This is a genomic window from uncultured Shewanella sp. (assembly GCF_947497935.1).
In the GTDB taxonomy this organism is placed as follows: domain Bacteria; phylum Pseudomonadota; class Gammaproteobacteria; order Enterobacterales; family Shewanellaceae; genus Shewanella.
The window spans coordinates 361,827-387,787 of sequence record NZ_CANMIO010000003.1 but is presented as its reverse complement, the minus strand read 5'-3'; the positions used below and the strand labels follow the sequence as shown (position 1 = coordinate 387,787).

The 25,961-nt window shown below is 44.2% G+C and carries 29 protein-coding genes and 1 tRNA gene; 16 read left to right on the top strand and 14 right to left on the bottom strand.

All coding sequences use genetic code 11. From position 1 onward, the window contains the following. The first annotated feature begins 122 nt into the window (after positions 1 to 122). From Q1A86_RS05595 to Q1A86_RS05585, 3 genes are all read left to right on the top strand, one after another. Positions 123 to 197 (top strand) — tRNA-Gln (locus tag Q1A86_RS05595). A 167-nt stretch (positions 198 to 364) separates the two neighbouring features. Next, on the top strand, positions 365 to 823 hold the full coding sequence (locus Q1A86_RS05590; RefSeq protein WP_299803908.1) for a hypothetical protein: 459 nt from the start codon (positions 365 to 367) through the stop codon (positions 821 to 823). 19 nt (positions 824 to 842) lie between these two features. Further along, complete coding sequence (locus Q1A86_RS05585) at positions 843 to 1,265, top strand: hypothetical protein (protein WP_299803906.1); 423 nt, start codon at positions 843 to 845, stop codon at positions 1,263 to 1,265. An 83-nt stretch (positions 1,266 to 1,348) separates the two neighbouring features. Here the strand turns inward: Q1A86_RS05585 and Q1A86_RS05580 are convergent, their stop codons facing one another. From Q1A86_RS05580 to lolB, 3 genes are all read right to left on the bottom strand, one after another. Next, a complete protein-coding gene (locus tag Q1A86_RS05580) occupies positions 1,349 to 2,296 on the bottom strand; it encodes a ribose-phosphate pyrophosphokinase (RefSeq protein WP_028769213.1) in 948 nt (315 codons plus the stop codon). A 64-nt stretch (positions 2,297 to 2,360) separates the two neighbouring features. Beyond that, a complete protein-coding gene (gene ispE, locus Q1A86_RS05575; RefSeq protein WP_299803904.1) occupies positions 2,361 to 3,215 on the bottom strand; it encodes a 4-(cytidine 5'-diphospho)-2-C-methyl-D-erythritol kinase in 855 nt (284 codons plus the stop codon). Beyond that, entirely contained in the window at positions 3,212 to 3,871 is a 660-nt protein-coding gene (gene lolB, locus Q1A86_RS05570; RefSeq protein ID WP_299803901.1) for a lipoprotein insertase outer membrane protein LolB, read from the bottom strand. Before lolB ends, ispE begins: the two co-directional genes overlap by 4 nt. A gap of 269 nt (positions 3,872 to 4,140) precedes the next feature. Here lolB and hemA point away from each other — a divergent pair, with 269 nt between their 5' ends. From hemA to prmC, 3 genes are read left to right on the top strand one after another with little or no spacing between them, the layout of a single operon-like run. Further along, a complete protein-coding gene (hemA, locus tag Q1A86_RS05565; RefSeq protein WP_299803899.1) occupies positions 4,141 to 5,391 on the top strand; it encodes a glutamyl-tRNA reductase in 1,251 nt (416 codons plus the stop codon). A 13-nt stretch (positions 5,392 to 5,404) separates the two neighbouring features. Continuing rightward, positions 5,405 to 6,490 (top strand): peptide chain release factor 1, encoded by a 1,086-nt coding sequence (gene prfA / locus Q1A86_RS05560; RefSeq protein ID WP_299803897.1) that lies wholly within the window; start codon positions 5,405 to 5,407, stop codon positions 6,488 to 6,490. Positions 6,491 to 6,537: 47 nt separating this feature from the next. After that, positions 6,538 to 7,380 carry a peptide chain release factor N(5)-glutamine methyltransferase gene (prmC, locus tag Q1A86_RS05555; protein ID WP_299803894.1) on the top strand — a complete coding sequence of 281 codons (843 nt, stop codon included), beginning with the start codon at positions 6,538 to 6,540 and terminating at the stop codon, positions 7,378 to 7,380. Between the two features lie 55 nt (positions 7,381 to 7,435). On the opposite strand, the gene Q1A86_RS05550 is transcribed toward prmC, so the two are convergent. Further along, positions 7,436 to 7,861: an N-acetyltransferase gene (locus Q1A86_RS05550; protein WP_299803891.1), complete on the bottom strand. Its 426-nt coding sequence runs from the start codon at positions 7,859 to 7,861 to the stop codon at positions 7,436 to 7,438. 221 nt (positions 7,862 to 8,082) lie between these two features. Between Q1A86_RS05550 and Q1A86_RS05545 the strand changes: the two genes are divergently transcribed. The 6 genes from Q1A86_RS05545 (at position 8,083) to Q1A86_RS05520 (ending at position 14,480) form a co-directional block, all read left to right on the top strand. Next, a complete protein-coding gene (locus tag Q1A86_RS05545) occupies positions 8,083 to 8,478 on the top strand; it encodes a SirB2 family protein (RefSeq protein WP_299803889.1) in 396 nt (131 codons plus the stop codon). Further along, on the top strand, positions 8,478 to 9,266 hold the full coding sequence (locus Q1A86_RS05540) for a tetratricopeptide repeat protein (RefSeq protein ID WP_299803887.1): 789 nt from the start codon (positions 8,478 to 8,480) through the stop codon (positions 9,264 to 9,266). Before Q1A86_RS05545 ends, Q1A86_RS05540 begins: the two co-directional genes overlap by 1 nt. Before the next feature lie 187 nt (positions 9,267 to 9,453). Next, positions 9,454 to 10,722, top strand: a complete 1,269-nt coding sequence (locus tag Q1A86_RS05535; RefSeq protein ID WP_299803884.1) for a DUF819 family protein — start codon at positions 9,454 to 9,456, stop codon at positions 10,720 to 10,722. Between the two features lie 69 nt (positions 10,723 to 10,791). Further along, positions 10,792 to 11,640: a 3-deoxy-8-phosphooctulonate synthase gene (kdsA, locus tag Q1A86_RS05530; RefSeq protein ID WP_299803881.1), complete on the top strand. Its 849-nt coding sequence runs from the start codon at positions 10,792 to 10,794 to the stop codon at positions 11,638 to 11,640. A 228-nt stretch (positions 11,641 to 11,868) separates the two neighbouring features. Beyond that, positions 11,869 to 13,431, top strand: coding sequence for an AbgT family transporter (locus Q1A86_RS05525; protein WP_299803932.1), 1,563 nt, complete (start codon positions 11,869 to 11,871; stop codon positions 13,429 to 13,431). A gap of 173 nt (positions 13,432 to 13,604) precedes the next feature. After that, positions 13,605 to 14,480, top strand: a complete 876-nt coding sequence (locus Q1A86_RS05520) for a DMT family transporter (protein ID WP_299803878.1) — start codon at positions 13,605 to 13,607, stop codon at positions 14,478 to 14,480. Here Q1A86_RS05520 and Q1A86_RS05515 read toward each other — a convergent pair. The 5 genes from Q1A86_RS05515 to Q1A86_RS05495 form a co-directional block, all read right to left on the bottom strand. Next, entirely contained in the window at positions 14,477 to 15,193 is a 717-nt protein-coding gene (locus Q1A86_RS05515; RefSeq protein ID WP_299803875.1) for a phosphatase PAP2 family protein, read from the bottom strand. The genes Q1A86_RS05520 and Q1A86_RS05515 overlap by 4 nt on opposite strands. 99 nt (positions 15,194 to 15,292) lie before the next feature. Next, positions 15,293 to 15,397 carry a methionine/alanine import family NSS transporter small subunit gene (locus Q1A86_RS05510; RefSeq protein WP_299803872.1) on the bottom strand — a complete coding sequence of 35 codons (105 nt, stop codon included), beginning with the start codon at positions 15,395 to 15,397 and terminating at the stop codon, positions 15,293 to 15,295. After that, entirely contained in the window at positions 15,394 to 16,893 is a 1,500-nt protein-coding gene (locus Q1A86_RS05505) for a sodium-dependent transporter (protein ID WP_299803869.1), read from the bottom strand. The genes Q1A86_RS05510 and Q1A86_RS05505 overlap by 4 nt, the downstream gene beginning before the upstream one ends. A gap of 168 nt (positions 16,894 to 17,061) precedes the next feature. Next, on the bottom strand, positions 17,062 to 18,063 hold the full coding sequence (locus Q1A86_RS05500; protein WP_299803867.1) for a 2-dehydropantoate 2-reductase: 1,002 nt from the start codon (positions 18,061 to 18,063) through the stop codon (positions 17,062 to 17,064). Between the two features lie 7 nt (positions 18,064 to 18,070). Continuing rightward, entirely contained in the window at positions 18,071 to 18,442 is a 372-nt protein-coding gene (locus Q1A86_RS05495; protein WP_299803929.1) for a VanZ family protein, read from the bottom strand. A 158-nt stretch (positions 18,443 to 18,600) separates the two neighbouring features. Between Q1A86_RS05495 and Q1A86_RS05490 the strand changes: the two genes are divergently transcribed. Continuing rightward, the gene (locus Q1A86_RS05490; protein ID WP_299803864.1) at positions 18,601 to 19,086 is read left to right on the top strand and encodes a YajQ family cyclic di-GMP-binding protein; all 486 of its coding nucleotides are present in this window, start codon (positions 18,601 to 18,603) and stop codon (positions 19,084 to 19,086) included. A 58-nt stretch (positions 19,087 to 19,144) separates the two neighbouring features. Here the strand turns inward: Q1A86_RS05490 and Q1A86_RS05485 are convergent, their stop codons facing one another. The 5 genes from Q1A86_RS05485 to Q1A86_RS05465 form a co-directional block, all read right to left on the bottom strand. Then, the gene (locus Q1A86_RS05485; RefSeq protein WP_220764781.1) at positions 19,145 to 19,378 is read right to left on the bottom strand and encodes a hypothetical protein; all 234 of its coding nucleotides are present in this window, start codon (positions 19,376 to 19,378) and stop codon (positions 19,145 to 19,147) included. 250 nt (positions 19,379 to 19,628) lie between these two features. After that, positions 19,629 to 21,065: an MFS transporter gene (locus Q1A86_RS05480; protein WP_299803861.1), complete on the bottom strand. Its 1,437-nt coding sequence runs from the start codon at positions 21,063 to 21,065 to the stop codon at positions 19,629 to 19,631. Between the two features lie 188 nt (positions 21,066 to 21,253). After that, positions 21,254 to 21,574: a hypothetical protein gene (locus tag Q1A86_RS05475; RefSeq protein WP_299803858.1), complete on the bottom strand. Its 321-nt coding sequence runs from the start codon at positions 21,572 to 21,574 to the stop codon at positions 21,254 to 21,256. 117 nt (positions 21,575 to 21,691) lie between these two features. Beyond that, on the bottom strand, positions 21,692 to 22,288 hold the full coding sequence (locus Q1A86_RS05470; RefSeq protein WP_299803855.1) for a peptidylprolyl isomerase: 597 nt from the start codon (positions 22,286 to 22,288) through the stop codon (positions 21,692 to 21,694). Positions 22,289 to 22,337: 49 nt separating this feature from the next. Then, on the bottom strand, positions 22,338 to 22,904 hold the full coding sequence (locus Q1A86_RS05465) for a YajG family lipoprotein (RefSeq protein WP_299803852.1): 567 nt from the start codon (positions 22,902 to 22,904) through the stop codon (positions 22,338 to 22,340). Between the two features lie 185 nt (positions 22,905 to 23,089). On the opposite strand from Q1A86_RS05465, the gene Q1A86_RS05460 reads away from it, so the two are divergent. From Q1A86_RS05460 to Q1A86_RS05450, 3 genes are all read left to right on the top strand, one after another. Further along, positions 23,090 to 23,650, top strand: a complete 561-nt coding sequence (locus Q1A86_RS05460; protein WP_299803849.1) for a porin family protein — start codon at positions 23,090 to 23,092, stop codon at positions 23,648 to 23,650. A 158-nt stretch (positions 23,651 to 23,808) separates the two neighbouring features. After that, positions 23,809 to 24,873, top strand: coding sequence for a DUF2804 domain-containing protein (locus tag Q1A86_RS05455; RefSeq protein ID WP_299803846.1), 1,065 nt, complete (start codon positions 23,809 to 23,811; stop codon positions 24,871 to 24,873). A 121-nt stretch (positions 24,874 to 24,994) separates the two neighbouring features. After that, positions 24,995 to 25,924, top strand: coding sequence for a sterol desaturase family protein (locus Q1A86_RS05450; protein ID WP_299803843.1), 930 nt, complete (start codon positions 24,995 to 24,997; stop codon positions 25,922 to 25,924). Positions 25,925 to 25,961 lie beyond the last annotated feature (37 nt).

Sequence of the window (25,961 nt, the reverse complement as noted above, 5' to 3'; positions counted from 1 at the left end):
GAATTGGTAGACACGCCAGATTTAGGTTCTGGTGCCGCAAGGTGTGAGAGTTCAAGTCTCTCTTCCCGTACCATTTATTTAGCATGATTAGCCAAGGCGGGTCATGAGTTAGAAAGTTTGATTGGGGTATCGCCAAGCGGTAAGGCACCGGGTTTTGATCTCGGCATTCCCAGGTTCAAATCCTGGTACCCCAGCCATATAAAAGAAAGCCCATCTTAGGATGGGCTTTTTTGTTTTCTGCGTTCAGATGAGTATTCATCACTTCTTAGCTAGTTCATCACGCTCACCTTCTTGTTTGCCCTCGATACAACAGCTCAAAATCTATGCTAGGATTCTGCTTTGTATTTTTCATGGAGTGAATATTATGAGGCTTTTAGTTGCCTTATCTTTTACCTGCTTACTTTTATTCAGTTGTGTTGTACAAGCCGAGCCAGCAAGACTTGAAATCAATGACAATATTAAACCTAAATCGTCTAACCGTTACATTCGAGCTGTACATCAAGAGATTGAAACAGGGACGTCAGATCTCAATAAGATCCGCTACGCTATTCTAGAGGGCATGCTGACCACTAAAGGTTTTGCGTGGGTATATCAAGGCGAAGGCGAGGGCTATATCTTGGCGCGTTTTGATTATCGTGGTGACACTAATGTGATGCGTATCGAATATAGTCAGTCATTGGTTCAGCTTAAGTATGACGATGCTCTTGGTGACTATGTGTGCAAGAAGCTAGTAGACGATATTTGCTATAAGAATAGCCGAGGCTATTACAACTATATTAAAAATCTCAGAAATAGTATCAGTAAGCAATTATCACGGATTTAATAACGTTAAGGATAACAAGATGAGAAAAATCATAGCTGGTCTACTTGTTAGCTGTGTTGGAGTCATGACGGTTACGGCTAGCGAGCTGCATCTCTATCAAGATTCGATCCCATACGGAAACTATGTTCAAGATTTAGACAGTATGCTGACCGATGCGGTTAAGAGAAATCACTGGGTTTTCAGTAAAGATGACGCTGGTATTCGTTATGCCAATTTAGACTATAAGACCTATAAGATAAAAACAGAGCTAGTGGTAAGTGGAGACACTGTAGCTGTTAAGTTAATAAGTGCAGAGCGTCCTGATTGCGGCAAAAAGAGTTGTAAAGTGGATATGGATAAGGTGGAGGGCTGGCTAGTAAAACTTCGCCGTAGCATTGCTTTTGATGTCACAAAGGCAGTAAGAGATGATGCGCTTAAGCGTAGATTTGTCGATGGGGCATAAGTAGAGAGTCTTGGATATAAAAAAACGCACTCAAATGAGTGCGTTTTTATTTCTGCTCTAGTTAAAGACTCATTCGTAGTGAATTAGTGCTTGAACATCGCAGAGATTGACTCTTCGTTGCTTACACGGCGAATTGCTTCAGCCATAACTGTAGACATAGTTAACTGTGAAACTTTGTCTAGAGCCGCAATTTCTGGGCTCAATGGAATCGTGTCGGTTACGATCACTTCATCGATTACAGACTCAGCGATGTTCTTAGCTGCGTTGCCAGAGAAAACTGGGTGAGTAGCATAAGCGAATACGCGGTTTGCACCGTGCTCTTTCAGTGCTTCAGCCGCTTTACATAGTGTACCGCCAGTGTCGATCATATCATCAACGATGATACAGTCACGGCCTTGAACGTCACCAATGATATGCATAACCTGAGCAACGTTCGCCTGTGGACGACGCTTATCGATAATTGCTAAATCTGAATCATCAAGTAGTTTAGCGACTGCACGAGCGCGCACAACGCCACCGATATCTGGAGAAACCACAACAGGGTTTTCTAGGTTCTTAGCTAACATGTCTTCTAGTAACACTGGGCTACCGAAAACGTTATCAACTGGAACGTCGAAGAAACCTTGGATTTGCTCTGCGTGTAGATCACATGTCAATACGCGGTCAACACCAACGCTTGATAGGAAGTCTGCAACAACTTTAGCTGTAATAGGTACACGAGCACTACGAACACGACGGTCCTGACGCGCGTAACCAAAGTAAGGAATAACCGCTGTAATACGACCAGCTGATGCACGGCGAAGCGCGTCAACCATAACGATAAGTTCCATTAGGTTATCGTTAGTAGGAGCGCAAGTAGATTGAATGATGAATACATCCGCACCACGTACATTTTCATTAATTTGGACACTGATTTCGCCGTCACTGAAAACGCCTACTTCTGCGTCTCCAAGTTTACAAAATAGACGATCGGCTATCTTCTTAGCGAGACTAGGTGTAGCGTTACCGGCAAAAAGTTTAATGTCAGGCACTGTAGGAACCTCAGGCGTATGCTTCATGATTGTGGCTGGGATTTAAAAATATCCCAGAATGTGGTTAACACTGAGCTAATCTCAGCATCAACGGCGATATATTTGCCCCTTTCGCAACAAAGCCTTGTATCGATGCAGGCAATTTCGCCAATACATCTTTAGCTTCTTGCTCCTGTTCGAATTGACCAAAAACACATGCTCCTGTTCCGGTCATTCTGGACGGCGCATATTCTAGCAGCCACGCTAAGGTTTTGGCAACTTGAGGGTAGCGTTTTGCGACTAATGTTTGGCAGTCGTTTTGCCAAGGGCTGTTCATCAGTGACTCTAGGCTTAACTTTGGCGTGTTTCGGGGGAGATCGGGGTCTTGAAAGACTTCAGCTGTAGAAACATGTACCTGGGGAACTAACACTAGGTACCAAGACTCAGCAGGCTCAACGTTTTGTAATTTTTCGCCCACACCTTCGGCAAAAGCTGAAAAACCATTAATAAAAACAGGAACATCTGCTCCAAGCTTCAAGCCTATCTCGCCAAGTTCTTGTGGCGATAACCCTGTTTTCCAAAGTTGATTAAGTGCGATTAGCGTGGTTGCAGCATCGGAGGAGCCGCCGCCGAGACCGCCGCCCATAGGTAGACGTTTATCCAGCCAAATTTCAGCGCCTAGCTGACAACCTGTTCGTTGTTGCAGCGATTTTGCGGCTTTGAGAATTAAGTTATCGCTGTCGGCAACAGCTGATGACATATTGGAGTGTAATTTTAGATTTGGCGTCGTTAACACTTTGAAGTCTAGGTAGTCACAGTGTTCGATGAACTGAAACAGAGTTTGCAGTTCGTGATACCCGTCATGACGCTGAGCGTTGATATGTAGAAATAGGTTTAGTTTAGCCGGTGCTGGCCAGCCTAATGAAAGTGACGCTGTCATAAAGAGTTCTCAGTTGGTGACGTCTGTTGTAAAAGAGTTTGGCTTTGTGGTGCTAGAGCTTGCCACTGATTCAGCTGTAACTTTAGGCTAACCTCTCCACGTTGCAGATTAAGTAACCTCGGCACCTCTGCACCGCTTTGAGTTTGCCAACTTTTAAAATCGACTTCCCAGGGGGGCAATTGCTCTGTATTAACGAGTCTAGCTGGGCGCCCCTGAGCATCTTTGCTGACCAGTTTATCGTCAACTGTTAGCTGGCCAGTAATCCAAAGTGGCAGTGACTGAATCGGTATGGACCAACCCGATACCCGGGTGAGTAATCGTTGGGGATCGCTATCCTTGTAGGTTTTGCCATCGACTTCTAATGTGGCCTCACCAGCTCGACTCGACAGTGACAACACAGTTGTTCCAAGCATAGTGGTAAGCTTCAATTCATCATGTTCAGCACTGTGTAGCCAATAAAGATTGGTGCTGAATTTATCTTGAGGTGTTCTCACCGCAAGTTTACCCTGCATTTCCCATGCGTCAGCCTGCTGCACTTTGTTAACAGAGACGGGAACTAGGTTGTCTGGTATGGTAGTTGAGCAACCGCTAACTAAAAGAGTGCCCAGTATCACCCATAGATAAGTGTTTTTTGTGATGCGTCTCAAATTATTCATCTATTACTGATATAAAAGAGCCCTTATGATACGAGGGGTTGGATGATTTACCAATGCCCATATGCAAAAATAACCATTTACACAATGCTCAATGTCGTTAATGCGTGACATAACTATATATGAATAGTTAAAAAAGTGATGCTAATTGAAAAAATGAGTAAGAACAGAGATTATTATTCGGTTTTGTTAAGCGTATTCTATTTTTAACAACACCAATTCAGTAGAATGGCACCAATAAATGAGATGCCCAAGAGTCCAGAACGAGTCAAATGAGCCTTGTAGCAATCGGAATTAACCATAAAACGGCCACGGTCGACCTGCGAGAAAAAGTCGCATTCGGACCTGATAAAATTCATGATGCCATGAAGAGTCTAGCTGCTAGTACTCAATCGGGCGAAGCCGTTATCATTTCCACCTGTAACCGTACAGAACTTTACTGTAATAACTGTGAAGCCGCTGACGTCGTTGCTTGGCTGGAAGATTATCATCAACTATCCCATGAAGATGTTGAGCCCTGCTTGTACCAATATAAAGGTCAGGAAGCGGTTAAACATTTAATGCGAGTATCAGCAGGCCTCGATTCACTGATTTTGGGTGAGCCGCAAATTTTAGGTCAAGTGAAGCAATCTTTTGTGAAAGCAAAAGAAGCGGGTACTGTTGCAGCGACAATGGATCGCATGTTTCAAAATACCTTTTCTGTCGCCAAAAAAATTCGAACCGAGACTGAAATTGGTGCAGCTGCCGTATCCGTAGCCTTTGCAGCAGTGAGTATGGCGAAACATATTTTCTCATCACTCAGTACTACTCAGGTATTATTGATCGGTGCCGGTGAGACTATTGAGCTAGTTGCCCGTCACTTAAAAGACAATGGCGTTACAGCCATGGTGGTTGCCAACCGAACAGTTTCACGTGCAGAAGCCATGTGTGATGAGTTCGGTGCGACAGCAATTACACTAGAACAGATCCCAGATTTTCTCCCTAAGGCCGATATCGTGATATCCTCTACGGCTAGCCCATTACCAATACTTGGTAAAGGCATGGTAGAAAAAGCGCTTAAGCAACGTCGTCATCAACCTATGTTATTGGTTGATATAGCAGTTCCTCGAGATATCGAGGCTGAAGTCGCGGATTTAGATGATGCATTCCTCTATACCGTAGATGACCTGCAAAGCATTATTGAACAGAATATGGCGTCTCGAAGAGAAGCCGCCGAGCAAGCAGAATTAATTGCAGAAGATCAAGCTTATCAATTTATGGAATGGATCCGCTCGCTAGAGTCGGTAGACAGCATCCGTGAATATCGCACACAAAGCATGGCGATTAAAAATGAGCTGGTAGAGCGAGCGGTCAACAAGTTGGCCCAAGGTGGCAATAGTGAGCAGGTCTTACTAGAGCTGGCTAATAAGCTTACCAATAAACTGATCCATGCGCCGACACAAGCGCTTACCGCTGCGAGTCGACAAGGGGACTTGAATTCTCTTGGACAATTAAGAGCTGTGCTTGGACTAGATAAAGACTAAGGTTAGCGTTTTAATGAAGGACAGTGTGATTCGTAAGCTTGAAGGCTTACTTGAACGTAATGAAGAAGTGTTGGCGTTACTGAGCGATGCAGGTGTTATTGCCGATCAGGAACGTTTCCGCGCCTTGTCTAAAGAGTATTCTCAACTAGAGGATGTTGTCAGCACCTTTAAGTCTTTCCAGCAAGCCGAGGAAGATCTTGAGTCTGCTAAAGAGATGATGGAAGAAGATGATCCTGAGCTCAAAGAGATGGCTCAGGAGGAATATAAGGCGGCTAAAGCCGCAATTGCAACTCTTGAAGATGAGTTGCAAATTCTACTACTTCCAAAAGATCCGAATGATGATAATAACTGCTTTATCGAAATCCGCGCGGGTGCGGGTGGCGATGAGGCGGCTATTTTTGCGGGCGACTTGTTCCGTATGTACAGCAAATATGCTGAAAGTAAGCGTTGGCAAATTGAAGTCATGAACACCAACGAAGGTGAGCATGGCGGCTTTAAAGAAGTCATCGCTAAGATCAGTGGTGAAGGTGTTTACGGTAAGCTGAAATTTGAATCTGGTGGGCACCGAGTACAACGTGTACCAGAGACTGAGTCTCAAGGTCGCGTACATACTTCAGCTTGTACTGTTATCGTATTGCCAGAAGTCCCTGAAGCAGAAGCGATTGAAATTAATAAAGCCGATCTTAAGGTTGATACCTTCCGCGCATCTGGTGCCGGTGGACAGCACGTTAACAAAACCGACTCAGCGATCCGTATTACTCATATCCCAACGGGTATTGTTGTAGAGTGTCAGGATCAACGTTCACAGCATAAAAACCGTGCACAAGCGATGAGCGTGCTATCAGCACGTATTCAAGCGGTTGAAGATGAGAAGCGTCGTAGTGCTGAAGAAAGTACCCGTCGTAACTTGGTGTCATCCGGTGATCGTTCAGAACGTATTCGTACTTATAACTTCCCACAAGGTCGTGTAAGTGAGCACAGAATTAACTTAACTCTGTACCGCTTAGGCGAATTTATGGAAGGTGACATCGACTGCGTTATCGAACCACTGATCCAAGAAAACCAAGCGGATATGCTTGCAGCACTGGGTGAAGGCTAAGCCTTCTCTCACACCATCATTGTGCTACAGATGAATAAGGATATTCCTTGCAATTAACTATCTCGGGGGCGCTTAAGTGGGCCTCTTCTCAGCTTGAAAGTATTTCTGACTCAGCATCACTCGATGCTGAGGTCATGTTGCTTCATGTTATTAATAAACAGCGTAGCTACTTATATACTTGGCCTGATAAAAGCTTAGAGCCAGAGCAAGTGTTTGAGTTTAAACAGATGTTGGCTAAGCGTTTACGTGGTAACCCTATCGCGCATATCGTCGGTGAAAGAGAGTTTTGGTCACTGCCTTTTAGAGTCAATCCAACGACGTTAATTCCACGCCCTGATACTGAAATTTTAGTTGAAACGGCGCTGAATTTACCTTTGGCTGAAAATGCCAAGGTACTGGACTTAGGGACTGGCACGGGCGCTATCGCCTTGTCATTAGCCCATGAGCGCAGTGAGTGGCAAGTCTGCGCAATCGATAAAATCGAAGATGCGGTTGCGTTAGCCAAAGAAAACCGTAGCAATCTGAAGCTTGAACAAGTCGATGTGTTTCAAAGCGACTGGTTTGATGCTGTAGAGTGCTATGACTTTAACTTGATTGTGTCTAATCCGCCTTATATTGATGAAGAGGATGAACATCTTTCTCAAGGCGATGTTAGATTTGAGCCAGCGAGTGCCCTAACAGCACCACAGAGAGGCTTTGCGGATCTGTTTTACATTGCAGAGTCGGCCCGTGATTACCTTGCGCCAGGTGGCTATTTGCTACTCGAGCACGGTTATCAACAAGCTATCGAGTTAAGAGAGAAGTTAATTGAGCTCGGTTATGAAAATGTCGCTACGGTTCGAGACTTTGGCAGTAATGATCGCTGTACATTAGGTCGTTGGCCTCGTTAAAGGTTTATCGAAAGGTGAAATAAAAGGCACTCTAGTGAGTGCTTTTTTTATGGCACTATTTAGTCAACTGTTTCACCATAAAGTATTTACAGCCGCTTGCCGGATAGGCTAATTGCGTCCATTTAACTTCATAGCCACGAGCTTGGTAAAATGGCTTAGCTTGAAAGTTCAGCGTGTCCAAAATTGCAGACTGACAACCTCGCGCTTTAGCAATTGCTTCGGCCTCGGCAAGTAGTTGGTGGCCAATACTTTGTCCTCTCAAACTTTCATCGACCCAAAGGTTGTCAATCATCAGCCAATTGCCAAAAGTTCGACCAGAAAAGCCTGCCAGTAGTTGGCCGTCGTTATTCTCAAGCTTTAATCCTAGAGGAAGCCTTTTTGACACTTCCCAGTGCTGCCAGTTAAATTCAGCAATTTTTTGTTTAACGGTATTAGCAAAGTCATCGCTATCATCCAATCTAAACTGGGGTTTCTGACTCATAAATTATGTCTCTTTTTATTATCTGATTGAGTTTAGAAGCAGATTAACGCTAACGTAAATCCCCTCAAAAGTACAAGCCTGTAAAATGGTTCTAGCTTCGAGGGAAGTACTCGTTTCGGTTAAACTTTGTGCGACTCTTCCTGTTGCTATTGTTGGATATTGGTTATGGATTCAGGTATGGGGTACACTAGCCGCCTTTATCGGCAAACAGATCTTTATTCATGGAAACTTTTTACAGTTTGTACCCAGCGTTTAAGCATATGCACATGACGCTTATTGCGACTAGCGTATTGTTTTTCTTAGTTCGTTTCGTACTGCATTTGCGTAAGTCACCCGTATTAGAAAAGAAAGCAATTAAAATTGCACCACACGTTATTGATACCTTCCTACTGTTATCTGGTTTGATCTTATGTTTCTCAATTCAGCAGTATCCTTTTGTTGATCCATGGATGACTGAAAAGTTGGGTGCAGTCGTAGCTTACATTGTGTTGGCAACCATCGCTCTTAAAGCAAATCGTAATACATTATTTAAAGTATTTGCTGCCTTTGGCGCAATCGGTTGGGTAGTCTATGCCGCTAAACTTGCGATCCTTAAGCAAGGGGTGTTGCTCGGTTAATGACTGATTTAACACAAAACGACTCAATTCAACTTCCTGAAACGGCTTTTGAAATTGCTGAGCACTTGGGCTTTTCTAAGCAAAAAAATGCAAACTGGGCTTGGCTAGAATTAGCCGGCTCAGTGTTGAGCTTTTATGTCGTTGATAGGCACGAACGTTTAAACGGGCTGCTTAAATGGTTCTATAACGATTTAGGCTTTTGCGCTCGCGAAGCATATTATAGTGCTGAAGCTGCCGACTTGGGTAAATGCCTAACGTCGAAGCAAGGCAATAGCACAACATTAGCAACGGTGTTGATGTTATTGGGCAAGCAACTCGATTTAAAACTTGATTTGCTGCTATTACCTGGGCAAACAGTACTCTGTAGCCGTATTGATGACGAAATTCGTTATATAGACCCATTAACGGGGGCACAGCTGACGAAGCACCAGCTGCATGTGTTCGTGCGTGGTGAGTTAGGCAATAGTGCTAAGTTTAAGCCTAGTTATTTAAAGCCTGCTAGCATCAAGCGTATTATTTCTAGAATGATCCATGAGATGAAAGCTGGCAGCATTGTTGCTCATAACTTCGAGCCTGCGCTGGAGTGCTGTAACCTGTTGCTACAATGGCATCAGGATGATCTGAACCTCAATCGTGAGCGCGCCTTTATTGCACAGCAATTAGGTTGCATCAGTGTCGCCACTGCCGATTTAACCCACTTTGTGGAAAATAGTCCGCATGATCCTGTTATCGAATTGGTGAAGATGCAATTGAAAGAACTTAAAGAGGAAGTTGAAACTTTCCATTAAGAATCACAATAGGGCCTTTAAGGCCCTATTGTGTTGGTATACCAGCGTTAAAAATAGAGCGCAGCTTTTATAAAAAACAATGAAACGCGCCGAAAAATTAAAAATAAGAACGACAAGTTAGACCAACAAATTGAAGTAAAAAAATAATAAGTAGGCAAACACTGCCAATACCAAGGGGATAGAGTTCATGAGTAGTACGGATACAGTGACCAATGCGCTGGTGACCAATGATGCCACCGCATTAGGTATTCTAGCTGTAGTGCTAGGTTTTGTGTTTTACACCAGTAATAGTAGCCATGCTTTTTGGAAGAAGTTTTACACCTTCGTACCTGCATTGCTGATGTGTTACTTCTTACCTTCGCTGTTAAATACATTCAATATTATTGATGGTAATACCTCGCAACTGTATTTTGTTGCATCGCGTTACCTGCTGCCAGCGTGTTTGGTGTTACTTATTTTAAGTGTCGACCTAAAGGCTATTTTATCTTTGGGGCCAAAGGCGATTGTGATGTTCCTAACCGGGACCGTGGGCATTGTGATCGGTGGCCCTATCGCATTGCTGATTGTTTCGGCTCTTAACCCTGAAGTGCTAGGTGTTACCGGACCCGACGCTGTTTGGCGCGGAATGACAACACTGGCTGGTAGCTGGATTGGCGGCGGGGCGAATCAGGCCGCGATGAAGGAGATCTATGAAGCGGGTGGTGATATATTCTCTATCATGGTGACGGTAGACGTTATCGTGGCGAATATCTGGATGGCTGTGCTGCTGTTTATGGCATCAAAAGCCAAGCAGATCGACGCCAAAACGGGGGCTGATACTACAGCGCTTGAAGCTCTAAAAGATAAGGTTGAGAAGTACCACGCAGAAAATGCACGTATTCCAAGCTTAAGTGATTTAATGATGATTGTGGCGATCGGTTTCGGTGTTACCGGACTGGCTCATGTCGTTGCCGACTTTTTAGGCCCGTTCTTTGAGACAAATTACCCATGGACTAGGGATTACAGCCTAACCTCTAAGTTTTTCTGGTTGATTGTGACGGTGACCTCAATTGGTCTTGCTATGTCATTCACCCCAGTGCGTCATATCGAAGCTGCTGGCGCGTCGAAAGTCGCATCGGCTTTTTTATATATCCTAGTGGCAACCATTGGTTTGCACATGGATGTGTCAAAGTTAGCCGACCCTGATAACCTTTGGTATTTCGCCATCGGTATGATCTGGATGTTAGTGCACGCAAGCTTCATGCTTATCGTGGCTAAATTGATTAAAGCGCCACTGTTCTATATGGCGGTCGGTAGCCAAGCTAACGTTGGCGGCGCGGCATCTGCGCCTGTTGTTGCCGCAGCATTCCACCCCGCGCTTGCGCCAGTAGGTGTACTACTAGCGGTATTAGGCTATGCTTTAGGCACTTATATGGCGTGGATTTGTGGCCAGATTTTACAAGCTGTTGCCAGTTAAGGTTGCAGCGAAAGCCTATTTGAATAACGCCAAGGCAAAGGCCTTGGCTCACGAAGAGAGAAGAGATTGATGAGCAATAAAATCATTAGTTTAGGTTCGATTGAGATCGCAAATGATAAGCCTTTTGTATTATTTGGCGGTATGAACGTACTTGAGTCACGTGACTTAGCAATGCAAATTGCAGAAACCTATGCTGAGGTGACTCAAAAGCTAGGGATCCCTTACGTATTTAAGGCCTCTTTTGATAAGGCAAACCGCTCATCAGTTAACTCTTACCGTGGTCCCGGTATGGAAGAAGGCCTTAAAATCTTTGAAGAGATTAAGTCGACTTTTAACCTGCCTTTGATTACTGACGTACATGAAGTTCATCAATGTGCCCCAGTGGCTGAAGTGGTTGATGTGATTCAGTTGCCAGCATTCCTTGCGCGCCAAACAGACTTAGTTGTCGCAATGGCAAAGACAGGCGCTATTATTAATGTGAAAAAGCCGCAGTTCCTTGCACCACATGAGATGCGCCATATCATTACTAAGTTTAATGAAGCCGGTAACGATGAGATCATGCTGTGCGAACGTGGTTCTAGCTTTGGTTACAATAACCTTGTAGTTGATATGCTAGGTATGGATGAGATGAAGCAAACGGGTTACCCGGTGATCTTCGATGCGACACACGCACTACAACGTCCAGGTGGACGTAGCGACAGCGCTGGTGGGCGTCGTGCCCAGGCGACAGAGCTTGCCCGTAGTGGTATGGCACTTGGCTTGGCTGGTTTATTTATTGAGGCTCACCCTGATCCTGATAACGCTAAGTGTGACGGCCCGTGTGCATTACCACTACATCAGTTAGAAAATTATCTAACCCAGATGAAGGCGGTTGATGAACTGGTTAAATCTTTTGCACCAATCGATACAAGTAAGTAGTCACTCCTTACATGACATCACGATTTTGTGATTAAACGAATAAAGCCCTGTATTTTCTCAGGGCTTTTTTATTACATTGATACCTTAAGTGCATATTTTAAGTTTAAATACAGACTCGAACGATATGCTACGGGTTATAAAAAATACTCGACGTTAAGCCGTTTTATTTGCTCAGTTGGCAATAGGATCTACTTAATGCGAGAAGAAACATAATAAATAGGTTGAATGATGAAAGCTGATAAACAGGCGCTTGACGAGCAAGGGCCACAAGGGATGTTAGGTAAAGCGTTAGATAGCATTGAAAGGATAGGTAATAAATTACCGGATCCTGCGATGCTTTTTTTGATTTTGATGTTTGGAGTATGGGCGTTATCCGCATTGTTATCGGGTGTGAGTTTTGAGGCAATCGACCCGACGACTAATTCTCCTATTGTGGTTCATAACCTGCTAACCGCAGAAGCGCTAACTAAGTTCTTAACCTCTATGGTCACTACCTTTACCGCATTCGCTCCTTTAGGTGTGGTGTTGGTGGCAATGTTAGGTGTGGGTGTTGCAGAGCATTCAGGCTTTATTAACACCGCACTTAAACGCATGTTAAAAATCACCCCTGCTAAGTTTCTAACTCCTGCAGTGGTTTTAGTCGGTATTATCTCCCACACCGCAACTGATGCGGGATATGTCGTGGTTATTCCACTCGCTGGTGTGATCTTCTTTACCGTTGGCCGTCATCCTCTAGCGGGTATTGCCGCTGCATTTGCGGGCGTATCCGGTGGTTTTTGCGCTAACTTTATTCCTTCAGGTATTGATCCACTATTGCAGAGTTTTACGCAAGCGGCTGCACAAATTGTAGACCCTACAATTGAAGTTAACCCACTGAATAACTGGTTTTTTGCGGCATCATCTTGTATTCCTATCACGCTGCTTATTTGGTATCTAACAGACAAAGTATTAGAGCCTCGCCTAAATCGTACTCATAAGGTTAATCGCGAAGAAGTGGATCTTCCTGCGATGGAAGAGGAAAAACCACTCGAGATTAAAGCGTTCCGTGTGGCAAGTTTAGTGATGTTGGTGGCAATCGTGGGCTTCTTCTCGTTAACTGTGCCTGAAACCTCAACACTACGTGACGCAAATGGTTCTTTAACTAGCTTTAAAGCACCGTTGATGCAGTCAATTGTGCCACTGATCTTTATCTTCTTTATGCTGCCAGGTCTTGTGTACGGCTATATGACAGGCGCCTTTAAGACATCTGGGGATATTGTGCAGGCAATGTCTAAGTCGATGAGTGGCATGTCTCATTACATCGTCATGGCATTTTTCTGTGCTCAGTTTGTGGCAGCGTTTTCGGCATCGAATCTCGGCGCATTAATCGCGGTTGAAGGTGCTGGTGGTCTAAAAGCACTTAACTTACCTGCAGAAATTACCGTTGTGGGTATGATTATTTTAGTGGGCTTTGTGAATCTGTTTGTAGGTTCATCATCGGCTAAATGGGCACTGATTGGCCCGGTACTTGTACCAATGTTGATGCAACTGAATATCAGTCCAGATCTGTCGCAAGCGGCATATCGTGTCGGTGACTCAAGCTCTAATATCATTACGCCGTTAATGCCGTATTTCCCGCTGGTTGTGGTTTATTGTCAGCGTTATGTGAAGAATATCGGTATCGGTACACTGATTTCTATGATGCTGCCATTTAGTTTGGCATTGCTATCTATCTGGAGTGTTTGGTTACTGGCTTATTGGGCACTGGGCTTCCCACTTGGCTTAGGTGCGAGTTACACCTATGGGCTTTAAAAGCTTAAATATTAGTTAATCAATACAAAATAAAAAGGCCAAGTCAAATGACTTGGCCTTTTTGCTACTACCTCACACTATCACTAAGAGTTATTTTCAGTATCTAAGACTAATTCCCCCTTAAATTCATACTGCAGGCATAATGGCATTTTGATTTTTGGCACTCACTCACTATGGCATGGATTTTATTCACCTTTTTAGCCGCTTCGATGCAGGCATGGCGTAACGCCTTTCAAAGTCAGCTAAGTAGGGATGTGAATATAGCTGGAGTCACCCTGGCTCGGTTTCTTTGGGCAACCCCAATCGCGATTATTTACTTGTTAGGCCTCTATGCTTGGCAGCCTGTCGGTCTTCCCTTTATCACCCTCAAATTCACAGTATATGTGCTTGGCGCGGCGGCGATGCAGATCATAGCCACAGCTTTGATGGTGAAGCTTTTTAAAATGAAAAACTTTGCGGTAGGGGCTGGGCTGGCTAAGAGTGAGGCCCTGGTTGCGGCCATTCTCGGAGTGCTGTTTTTCGGTACTCATTTGTCAATACTTGGATGGCTGGGCGTGCTCATTGGTGCAATAGCCATATTTATGATGAGTAGTAAAAAAGGCTTTAGACAACTTTCATTATCCACTGTATTGCTTGGGCTTGCTTGTGGTACCGCCTTCGCCTTGACCTCTCTTTGGGTAAGGGAGGCAAGCCTTAATCTCGATCTGCCTTTCCCTCACAGAGCCGCCTGGGTGTTGCTATTTGTGATTGCAATTCAGACAACTGTGCTGTTGGTTTACTCCTATATCGTTGATAAAAACACCATCGACGGCCTACTGCAAAGACCAAAGCTGACTCTACTCACCAGTACCACAAGCTGTTTAGGTTCAATCGGTTGGTTTAGTGCCATGTCATTGCAGGCGGTGCCATATGTTAAGACACTTGGTCAGGTAGAGGTGTTCTTCACCTTGCTTATTGCCACTTTCTGGCTAAAAGACAAGGTGAAGATCAAAGATATACTGGGGCTAGTTCTTATCGCATTGGCTGCTATATTGGTGATGTGGAGTTAGTTACTACTTACTTTTAACTTTCTTGGTGCGCGAATCTTTTTGCTCAGAGAAATAGAGAGCTGCGCACATAACACCCCTAGGGTTGCGCCAGCGAGTAGGTCGCCTAGGAAGTGGTAATTCTGGCCTAACTGACCAGCGATCGCGCCCATCATGGCCAGTAACCACAGCCAATAAAGCTTTGAAAAGCGCCACCAGAACACACTGACTAATGCAAAAGTGAAGAGTGCGTGTCCGGAGGGGAATGAATTGTAGGCGGCTCCCATTGCAAATGGATGAAATCCTTCGATCCCATTATGGATCCAAGAAGGGTTGCTACCCGTTTCAGTATGGATCCAGGTTTCTGGCCATGTTCGGCCAAATATAAACTTTGCCCCTAATCTTGTCATTGTTGCAGTAATGACTGTGAAGGTCAGTGCCAGAGCTAAGGAAGCATATTTCTGGCGGAATTTTCGGCTAAAACAACCAAGGATGGTAAGTGCGGTTAATGATTCAAACAGAAGCGGCATTTGGCTCAGAGGTTTGAAAATATCGCTCGCATGACTATTCAAATGCATCCAAGTCGAAATCGGTCGATCTAGAAAGAGTACGCTGAAAATAATTAAGCAACAGCTGGCAAGGTAGAGCCATAAAGAGGTTCTCAGTGACAGATCCACTGGTTGAGTCTTAGCTAGGTTTTTTTTATGTTCGGCTTCAGGCCGTATGCTAGGGGTCATCGAAAGAATAGTAATCTGTGGCGTTTTTTAGGAAATATACTATTTAGTGTAAGGAACCATGGTGACAACGACAAGAGAAAAACCCATGTCTTGTTATTGTCACTCTCTTTTCGAGGCTTTCATTGCAATGGCGATGCAGACCGCTGCTCCTCCCCATGTGATCAGCAAGGCAAGGATCATCATGATAATGGCACCCGTACTCATAGTTTCGGCTCCTTTGAAATATTATTGCCAGAAATGACGCTGATAAAGATGGCTGCAAACAGCATGCTGGCCACGAGTCCCCAGCCGAGAAATAACTGATCCGCAATCGGGTAGTCGCCATAGCCGTCGGTTAATGTATTGATGAGATTCTTAACTAGAATAATCGCTAGCATGATAGGGCCAATAAAGCGCAAGCAGATCTCCATCCATTTACCGATACTAAATTCACTGCATCGGTTGGCATAGTCTCGAATATCGGCAATCTTAAATAGCCACGCCAGAATGAAGAGTTCTATCAGGCAGCTAGAGAGTAGAGCTATGTTATTTATAAAGTAATCGACGAGATCGAGCAGTAACAGTCCGCCATTGCTAGAAAATGCCATAGAGATGACAAAGCCCGTACCACAAACTAACAAGGCCGCCTTTTTTCGTGAAATAGACAGTTTGTCTATAACTGCAGAGACCACGGCTTCAATAATTGAGATGTGTGAGCTGATCCCTGCAACCACTAGAGCTAAGAAGAATAGCGGCCCGAAGATATAGGGGGCTGGTAGCAAATTAATAGCGGCAGGGATGGTAACAAAAGCCAGGCCTACACCCGATGAGACCACATCAGTAATGGGCTTGGCTTGCTCCTGTGCCATATAACCCAATACGGCAAAGATCATAATGCCGCCTAATATAGAGAAGCCACAGTTGATTAATACTGTCATAAACGCATTGTTATTAATATCGGATTTCTCTGGCAGATAGCTAGAGTAGGCTAGCATGATGGCAAAGCCGACACTTAAGGTGAAAAATATCTGACCGTATGCCGCCGACCAAACTTTAGCATCTAAAATCATGCTGAAATCAGGCCTGAATAGGTAGTTGAGTCCTTCTAAGGCGCCAGGCAGAAACACTATCCTAGCGATGAACAGCAGTACCATGATGAAAAGCAGTGGCATCATGATTTTACTGGCACGTTCGATACCACCTTTTACGCCGCTGTATACAGCAAGGGTTGTAATACTCCAAGCTATCGCCATGGGGATCGCAATATGAAACTGCATAGAGCCCAGCTTAGTGGGGGAGTTATCGCCTAACTGTAAGTATTCATTGAAGAAGAAAGCATTAGTATCTGTGCCCCAGCTCTGGGAGATAGAGAAAACAAAGTAGGAGATGGCCCAGCCGATGATAGCGACATAATAGATAGCAATGACTGCGGCAATAAACACCTGAAACCAGCCTAGCCACTCCAGCCTAAAACCGAGTGTTCTCCCCAGTTGCGCGAAGATCTTTGGCGCTGCGCCACGGTATTTATGGCCTAGGCTGAACTCCATGATCATAAAGGGGATCCCAGCTGAAAGCATGGCAAACAGATACGGGATAAAAAAGGCTCCGCCGCCGTTTTCGTAAGCCATGTAGGGAAAGCGCCAAATATTGCCGAGGCCGATTGCCGACCCGACTGCCGCCAGAATAAAGCCTGTTCTAGAATTCCATTGCTCTCTTTGCATTGAACGCGCCTGTACTCTCTCCAACTACAAGATTGTAAATTGGGCCAACAGAACTAATTCTAGTCACAATTAAAGAACTTGCTTAAGGTTTTTACTTGATGAAAAGCTTAACTTTTAATAATAAACACAAGTGCTAGTCGATTTGGAAAAGCTCTTCTACTCAAAGATCTAGGGCGTATATTTGGCTTCTAGCTGCGTGATCTGTTGGGTGAGCGCCTGATTGACGGGGGCTGGAATATGGTGAGCATTGGCTCGTTGTAAAACAAAACCATTAATGGCATCTATCTCAGTTTTCCTCTGATGATAAACATCTTGATGCATGGAAGAGAAGTTCTGTGCGGTTAACTCTATGACTTGATAAACACGCTCAATCAAAAGCGTTTTATCCAGTGTGAGTCCATCAGCGGTGGCAACCTTAACCAGTTCGCTAACGGCATCGTTTATCGTATTTTGGTATTGAGGCTTGGCAAGCTCACCATTAGGGCAATTATGGATAGCGGTTAACGGATTGATTGCCACATTGATGGCCAGTTTTTGCCAAAGAAGCGGTAAAATATCAGGGTACCAAGTGCTTTGGCTAATACTGCTGAGTAATCGCTCCCGAAGCTTGTCATCAAGCAGTGGCCCGATAAATGGACCAAGTTGTGTCAGGCCCGCGCCCGTTTGTTTGACATGGTACTTGCCTAATCTAAGTGCACCTTGCGAAGTCGTCCCAAGACTTAGCCCACGACCTGCAAGATAGGGTAGAACCTCTAAGTGAGGTCCCATACCGTTATGCAGTAACAGGATGTGAGTGTTACTTGGCAGGTAAGGTAATACAGTGTTGAGTGCCGATTTGACTTGATAGGCCTTAACACAGACGATTAAAAGCTCGGTACTGGCGAGATCCTTAGCATAATCTTCTCGACCGATAACCCGAGCGTTACTTGTAACGTTTTGACCATCGAGTCCGGTGAACTCTAGGGGAATAGTTTCAGATTGTATTTTTCTGTCGATAAAACTTAAGCGAACATGGGGTTGTTGCCTTGAGTTAGTCAGCTGGTGGTAGATAAGTTGGCCAATGGCGCCTGCACCTAGAATAGTAATTTGCTCAGCACTTAATGAATTAGCACTTAACTGTTGATCCGTTTGCTGTTCACTACTGACTTGAAGTGATGGTTTAGAAGACATATTTAGGTTACTGCAGATCAGGATCGGTGAGCTTAGTGGCTTTAAAGTAACGACAATAAAGCCAATGCGTAAAGTAAAACAGGGAGATCCCCACCATATCGGCAAGAAAATCGGCTAAGGAAGCGCTACGATAAGAGAGTTGCGATTGTACAGCCTCGATAAATACCGCGTAGCTCGCTAAAATAACCGCCAGCGTGTACCACTTAGGCTTAAAGGCTAAGTAGGTTAGGTATGACAAGACAAAGAAACTACCAACGTGACCAATTTTATCGAAATTAGGGATCCCTGTAGGGTAACTGGGTTTTGAGAAAACTAAGTAACTCACCAGAATAAGCATTAAAGCCAACGCCCATTTAAAAATTGTTTGTCTGTTTATCACGTCGTATGCATCTATGTTATTTGTCTTAATCATAAGAAAACCCGCCGGTAAAGTCATCAACAACCCACAATTTCCTGTGCTTTTATGGTTTATTTACTTCAAGTTCGGAGGCTGTGTGCGTAAAATACGGCTACAGTAATTTTTTAAGGACCAAACTTATGCCTTCAATGGATATTGTTTCAGAAGTGAATGAAGTTGAACTGCGTAACGCGGTTGATAATTCTGTTCGTGAATTGAAAGGTCGCTTCGACTTTCGCGGCAAGGAAGCTAGCATCGAATACAAAGATCATGTCGTGACCTTAACAGCCGAAGATGATTTTCAGTGTCGTCAGTTAGTTGATATTCTGCGTATGCAGATGAGTAAGCGCGATGTCGATCCTAAGTCGATGGACGTTGATGAAAAAGCGGTTCACAGCGGTAAGACCTTCTCTTTAAAAGTGAAGTTTAAAGAGGGGATTGAAACCTTAGTCGCTAAGAAGTTAGTGAAGCTAATTAAAGACAGCAAGCTTAAGGTGCAGTCTTCGATTCAAGGTGATTCTGTACGTGTTACAGGTAAGAAGCGCGATGATTTGCAACAGGTGATGGCATTGGCTCGTGAAGCTGAGCTAGGTCAGCCATTCCAGTTTAATAACTTCAGAGACTAATCTTTAGTTGTCTTCGTCTAGATTAGGGCTGCCATGCTGGCAGCCTTTGTCTTCAAGGTTAATCTTTTAGTTTATTAATTTCTTCGTTAACCTCATAGCCCTTGTCGGTAATGATTTTTTCTAGAACCACTAAACGGTGCTGGATGCTTTTTACCTCATCAATCAGCTTCATTTTGTCACTGCTGTCGATCTTCGCTTCAAGCTGTTTCATACGAAAACGGTATTTAAAAAAGTCAGTTCCAAAGATGGCAAAAACAATAATCGCAACGATAACAATCTGACCAATATCCATATTCTTTCCTTTTACTATTCCAAGTGAGTCACATTATAAGTAAATAAAGATAAGCAAATAAAAGGCCAATGATAAAAGTTGTTTGTTTTTAAGGTTTTACGTTTTTGTTAGCCAGTTTGCATTATCTAAAATCAAATGAGTTACCTATTTTACTCACTTGTTGGTTATTTATACCACTGGTTATCAAGACTGGTAACTATCAGTTTTCTTTTAGCTTCCTAGCTTCCTAACTTCCTAACTTCCTAACTTCCTAACTTCCTAGCTTTTTAGGGCTCTCTTGCTCTACTAAGTCACTCTCACTTAGCTCACTTTGGTTGGGATTCGGCGCATACTTTTGCACCAGCATAATCAGCCCAAGTACTGGGAAGCCAATCAAACTTGCTGCGATGAAAAAACTGACATAGTCATAGGCATCGATATAGGCACCCGAGAAGCCTGCTATAAACTTAGGGAACAGCAACATAATAGAAGATAACAGTGCGTATTGAGTCGCACTGTAGCCACTGCTGGTTAAGCTCGACAGGTATGCAATAAAGGCTGCAGTAGCGATACCGGCACTGAAGTTATCGACTGAGATAGCAAAGGTTAGGAAGCTGACGTTATAACCAATCATGGCTTGATAGGCAAAAAGTAAATTGGTCACCGCCACCAGAAAGGCCCCTAAAAATAATATCTTCATGGTACCATAACGCGCGATCAGTAGGCCGCCGGCGCCGGCGCCAACCAAGGTCATTATCAGGCCATAGACCTTACTTAAGGTGGCAATTTCAGTTTTTGAGAAGCCCATATCTACGTAGAACACATTAGCCATTATCCCCATCACGATATCAGAAATTCGGTAGCAAGAGATCAGCAGTAGAATAAGAATGGCGCTGCGACCATAACGCTTAAAGAAATCGATAAATGGCAACACGCTAGCGGTATACAGCCAAGATAAACTAGCGGCGATGAATTTTGGGTAACGTGCGGCAAACTTAACCTTTAATTCGGCCTCTTTCTTGTCGACCTCCTTGGTCTCTACGCTAGGCTCAGTACTAAACAAGGTGGTTAATATGCCGATAGACATCAGTCCTGCCATTACGATATAAGCTGTCTGCCAAGAGACCAAGCTATAAGCATCGTTATTGGGTTCGATCCATGCCGCAATTGTGAGCGCACCTGCTGTGGCCACAATCATCGCACTGCGGTAACCCACTTGATAAGCTGCAGCCAGCGCAGCTTGCATTTTTACTGGCGCCGATTCAATACGAAATGCATCGATGACAATATCTTGTGTTGCAGAGGCAAAGGCGACCATTAAGGCGAACAGCGCCAGTCTTTCAAGATCGGCAAGGGGGTCACTCTGGCTCATGCCGACGATGGCCGCGACAAGCAGCAATTGAGCGAACATCATCCAACCGCGCCTGCGGCCTAGCAGTCGGGTAAATATCGGTAGAGACATTCTGTCGACTAATGGTGACCAGGCCCACTTGAATCCGTAGGCCAAGGCTATCCAGCTAAAGTAACCAATCGCAGTTCGGTCTACTCCGGCTTCTCTTAACCAAAATGATAGGGTGGAAAATACCAGCATTAAGGGTAAGCCAGCCGAAAAACCAAGCAGTAATAAAATTAATACCCTTTTGTGGCAATAAATTGATGCGGCGTCTTTTAAGCGCTGAAAAAAAGAGGGCACGAATGCAGAAGACATAAACAAGCTTTGCTGGAGTGAGTTGTCTAAATCTTACGGTTCAGCGCAGTGAGGTTCAAGATATTTAGCGAGATTTAACCTGTTTATACTAGGAAGACAGTAAAAAGCCCAGACCGAAAGTGTTGGCCTGGGCTTAGGTAGAGCTAGTTTGCTCTTTTGGTGGATATTATTGTATGTCAATTATGTCACTAGGGCCTGATCCCTATACAGCCTTGAGGAATTTGACCACCAATACTGAGGTAGTCACAACAATCATCTATCTGCTTTCGCAAAAATTGATTGCCTCTAATAGCCCAACTGGGCCACCTGTCAAAGGCGTGTAGTAGGTGCCAAAACACACGTTCCATATCTGTTTGCGCATCACCCTGATGATTGTACATCTGCCATTCTTCTAGGGTGTCCCATAGGTATAACTGGATCTCATTGAAATCGAGTTGATCACTCAAAAACGCTTTTCCATAGAAAGCCAGCTGGGGCGCTTTATCGTCAATGAACTGATTTGGTGTCATTGAGCCGCCTCCTTTTACTTAACGAAATAAGTATAGGCACAAGATTAGGGCTTTTGCTCAAAAAAATTCAAATTATTTCAAAATATTTCAAGATTGAAGTTGGCTGAATATTGGCTGTTAGTTACGTGGTAATAGTGTCGCCTTTTTCAAAACAATATCTTGCACTGGGAAGTCAGGCCACTCTACTTGAGTATTAAAATCAGTAGGCACCTGCGACATGGCCTGCAATACTTCCATGCCTGAGGTCACTTCGCCAAAAACCGTATAGCCCCAGCGGCGCGATGAGGGATCTAATTTTTCATTATCGACAACATTAAAGTAGAACTGGCTGGTGGCAGTATGGGGCTCGGCCTCTCTGGCCATGGCAATGGTACCTGTTAGGTTAGATAGGCCGTTACCCGATTCGTTAACGATGGGCTTATCGGTCGGCCTCTCTTCCTTGTTCAAGTCTAAACCACCACCTTGTACCACGAAATCGCTAATCACTCTGTGAAACAAGGTGTTGTCATAGTGACCTTTGACAACATAGGTGAGAAAGTTATCGACAGTGATAGGCGAGCGTGTTCTGTCTAGCTCCACGATTATCTTGCCCATGCTGGTATCTAGCTCAACTTGAGGATAAAGAGTGTTGGGCTGAATATCTACCGCATAGGAAAGCTGGCTCGCAGCTAGCAGAGTCAATGAAGCAAGTAGCTTAGAAATCCAAGTTTTCATAATGTTCCTTTTAATGGCAAGTTGAGTACTGCTAACCTGAGCTTAATTTTTACTGCTGAATGAATTGGTTCAGTTCAGGATCGTTAATGATGTCGCGGGTTAGCTCACCGAGCAGCTTGTTCATTTCAAGCTCAAGTGTAGCAAAGTCGGCGCTAAATGGACCTTTTAGGCGCCCCTTGGCGCGATAGCGTTTTGTGAGCTCTTGATTGGCGTTTTTAGCGATAACATTGATAATAATCTGGCTATTGGCTTCGAAGCCAAATGTACTTTCGTCGACATCGGTTAGTAGCTGTTCTAACTGGAACTGCATGTGATTTACCGAACTTGGATCAATACGATAGCCCGCTTGAGTAAAGCCATCTCTAAATACTTGGTCCATCTGAACGCGAGGCGCTTCAGTCGGGCTGACTAGGCGTGCGGCTTTATCGCCGTCATTGAAGCGTACGATGAAGTTTGCCGAGCGAGTATCAATCGTTTGTAGCGCAACCGGAAGCTCTACTTCTGTTTGTTGAGTAATAGATGGTACTTCTGGGTTTAACGCGATATGTGAAGGGCCTTGGCTGGCGCAGCCTACAATTGATACCGCGGCTGCAACGACTAAAAGTAAAGATTTCATTATTTTATAAATTAGCAAAAAATTGATGGTCTCAGCATACCAGAAGCGAGTTGGTATTCCAGATCTAGCTCGATTTTTTATTAGCAGAACTAAAGATAGTTTGGGCGGATAAGGTTTTAGTTCAGTTGCGCTTAAGGCCTCCCTTATAGACTAGAGATCCATAATAGTTGACATAGAGTGTGGTGATGAAATTGAGGTTGGCGTTAGTGGTGATGGTTATGGTGACTAGTCTGACTGTTCGGGCTGAGCATATAGTCGGAGGCACTATCGGTATAGGGTTACAAGATTTTGAGTCTTTTGATGGCGAGGAGCTAGGTGTGAGCGATGGCATAAATACCGAGTTATTTTATCGCTATATGCTATCTGAGTATTTTGGTATTGAAGCGGCGACCTATGCTGGAACGGGCGGAGTGTTAAATACATTAGGAGGTGTGTTGTTTGACGTACAAGACATGCGTTATACCGGTGTTAGAGGCTCTGTATATAGTCAAGTTTATTTATCCCAAGCCAATAAGCTATTTGCCAAAGTCGGTGTTGGCCAATCTCATCTTAAATATAAAGTGACCAATATATGGAACCAAGAGCCTTCACGTGAAGTATCGAGTCATGGCTCAGATATGTTTGTGGCGGTTGGATGGGGCATGGATTTTAAGTCTGGGATCGGTGTTACGGCAGAGTATCAATATTTACCTATTCAAGAAATGACGGTTAATAACATTTCGATCGGCATCAATTACCGATTTTGAGCTGTACAAGCTTAGGCGTTCGATAGAAACATTTGGGCGTTAAATAATAAAATGCCACCCGTTTACATGTTTGCAACAAAATTATGGCTAACTGCTTTTCACCAGAGCGAGTTCCAGTTAGAGTAAAAGGTCAAATAAGCTTCAGGGATCTAAGACTTATGCCTACGAATACTGCTCAGTGGACGCCCAAAATATTGACGAGCTCAGCGGCACCACAGCGATTAATCGATGAGATGGGGCAGGCTATTTTTGGCCATTTTGATGGTCCAGTCACTCAGTTAGGGATTGATAAATTCCGCTACTTTAACGAAATGGATAAACCTGCCTCAAGCTGGGCGAAGCATTTCGACTATAAGCAATTCCAGTTTATTAGCTTAGTGACTCCCCATTACGTTATTGGTGTAGCACTGGCGGATATTCGCTATATAGGCAGTGCTTTCTGTTATCTCTATGATATTAAAACTAACCAGCTAATAGAAACGAGCTGGCTCAAGCCACTCGGTTTAGGTTATCGGATGTCAGAGTCTCCGATGCAGGGCCGCGCCAAAATAAAGGGCAAAAATGGGAGTGTTGAATTTGTTATTGAGCAAGGTAATTGGCAGCTACAACTTAATACATTAGGCATTGAGGCTAATGTACATCTACAGCCCCAGCCTCTGAGTTTACCAATGGCCATGTGTAACCCTACTGGTTATAGCGGCTGGACATATACTCAAAAACATAATGCCTTGAAGGTAACTGGCAGTTTGATTATCAACCATGAGCCGCAGCCATTGCAAAGAGTCACAGCGGGCTATGATTTTAGTGCGGGTTATATGCGACGAGAAACCAGTTGGCGCTGGGCGAGTATTAACAGCTTAACTGAGCAGGGTAGTTTAGGACTTAATCTAGCCGCTGGCGTGAATGAGACGGGCTGTCATGAGAATGTATTTTGGCATAACGGTGAAAGACATCTTCTTGGCCCTGTGCATTTTGAGTTTACCCGCCATACAGACAACAAAACATCGGCAGGAAGTTGGCGAGTTTATTCAGACAATGGCCAAGTCGAGCTGACATTTACACCGAAAAACTGCCGCCAAGAGAAACTCAACCTTTGGTTATTAAAGAGTAATTTTAGGCAGTACTTAGGGCGTTTTGATGGTTATATTGTTGATAATTTGGGTGAAAAGCATCGGCTCGATAATGTTTTGGGGCTAACGGAAGACCACTTTGCTCGTTGGTAGCCTCGTTTTTCAGCCAAGAATAAGAATAGGCGAAAACAGATGAAATCGATTCTTTAAAGTTGCAAAACTGGTTAGACATAAGAATCGTGAATCATAAGTAAGAATAAAAAGGATAAATAAGATGGATTTTAATTCACTGATAGCTCACCCCGAAGTGCTACTACTCGTACTCGCACCGATTTTTTTCGTCTGTATCTTACTCGAGTGGTATATGGGGGATAGACGAAACCGCCTACCACTCAATGCTCGTTATCATTTGCCTGAGGTGTTGTGTAACTTCGGCTTAGCGGCAATGCATCAATTGACCGATATTCTTACCGGACTGCTTATCGCCAAGTTATATCTGATGCTCTTCGGTTGGCGGCTTTTCGATATAGAGATGAATGGAGCAACTTTTATTGCGCTAATGGTTGCGCAAGATTTCTGTTATTACTGGTTCCACCGAGCGAGTCACCGTATTCGCTGGATGTGGGCTGCTCATGTGGCTCACCATAGTTCAGAGAATATGAACTTTAGCACTGCGTTTAGGCAAAGCTTAATGTACCCAATGGCGGGGATGTGGGTATTCTGGCTGCCGCTAGTCATAGTCGGTTTTGACCCTAATTGGGTGGTGTTTGTGGTATTGCTCAATCTAGGGTTACAGTTTTTTGTCCATACACAGGCGATCAAGTCTTTAGGCATTTTTGAGTGGGTGATTAATACCCCATCTCATCATCGAGTCCATCACGGCCGCAATCCACAATATATAGATAAAAATTATGCTGGGATTTTGATTATTTGGGATCGACTATTCGGCACCTTTGAGAAGGAGGTTGAAACGGTTGAGTACGGGATCACTAAGCCAATTAATAGCTTTAATCCGCTGGTGGTAACCTTTACCGAGTGGCAAGATATGTTTAAAGAAGCATTGACGCCTAACTTGAGCCCCATGCAAAGGCTTAAGGTGTTATTTGCCCCGCCAGCAACAGCGGCATTACAGGTGACAGAGCAAGCCTCTGCAGGGCAAGACATTGAAGATGAACGTGAAGAGCAGGTAGCAGAGCTTAAGTAGCGATTATTTAAATAATCAAAAACAAAACGGTGAGCCT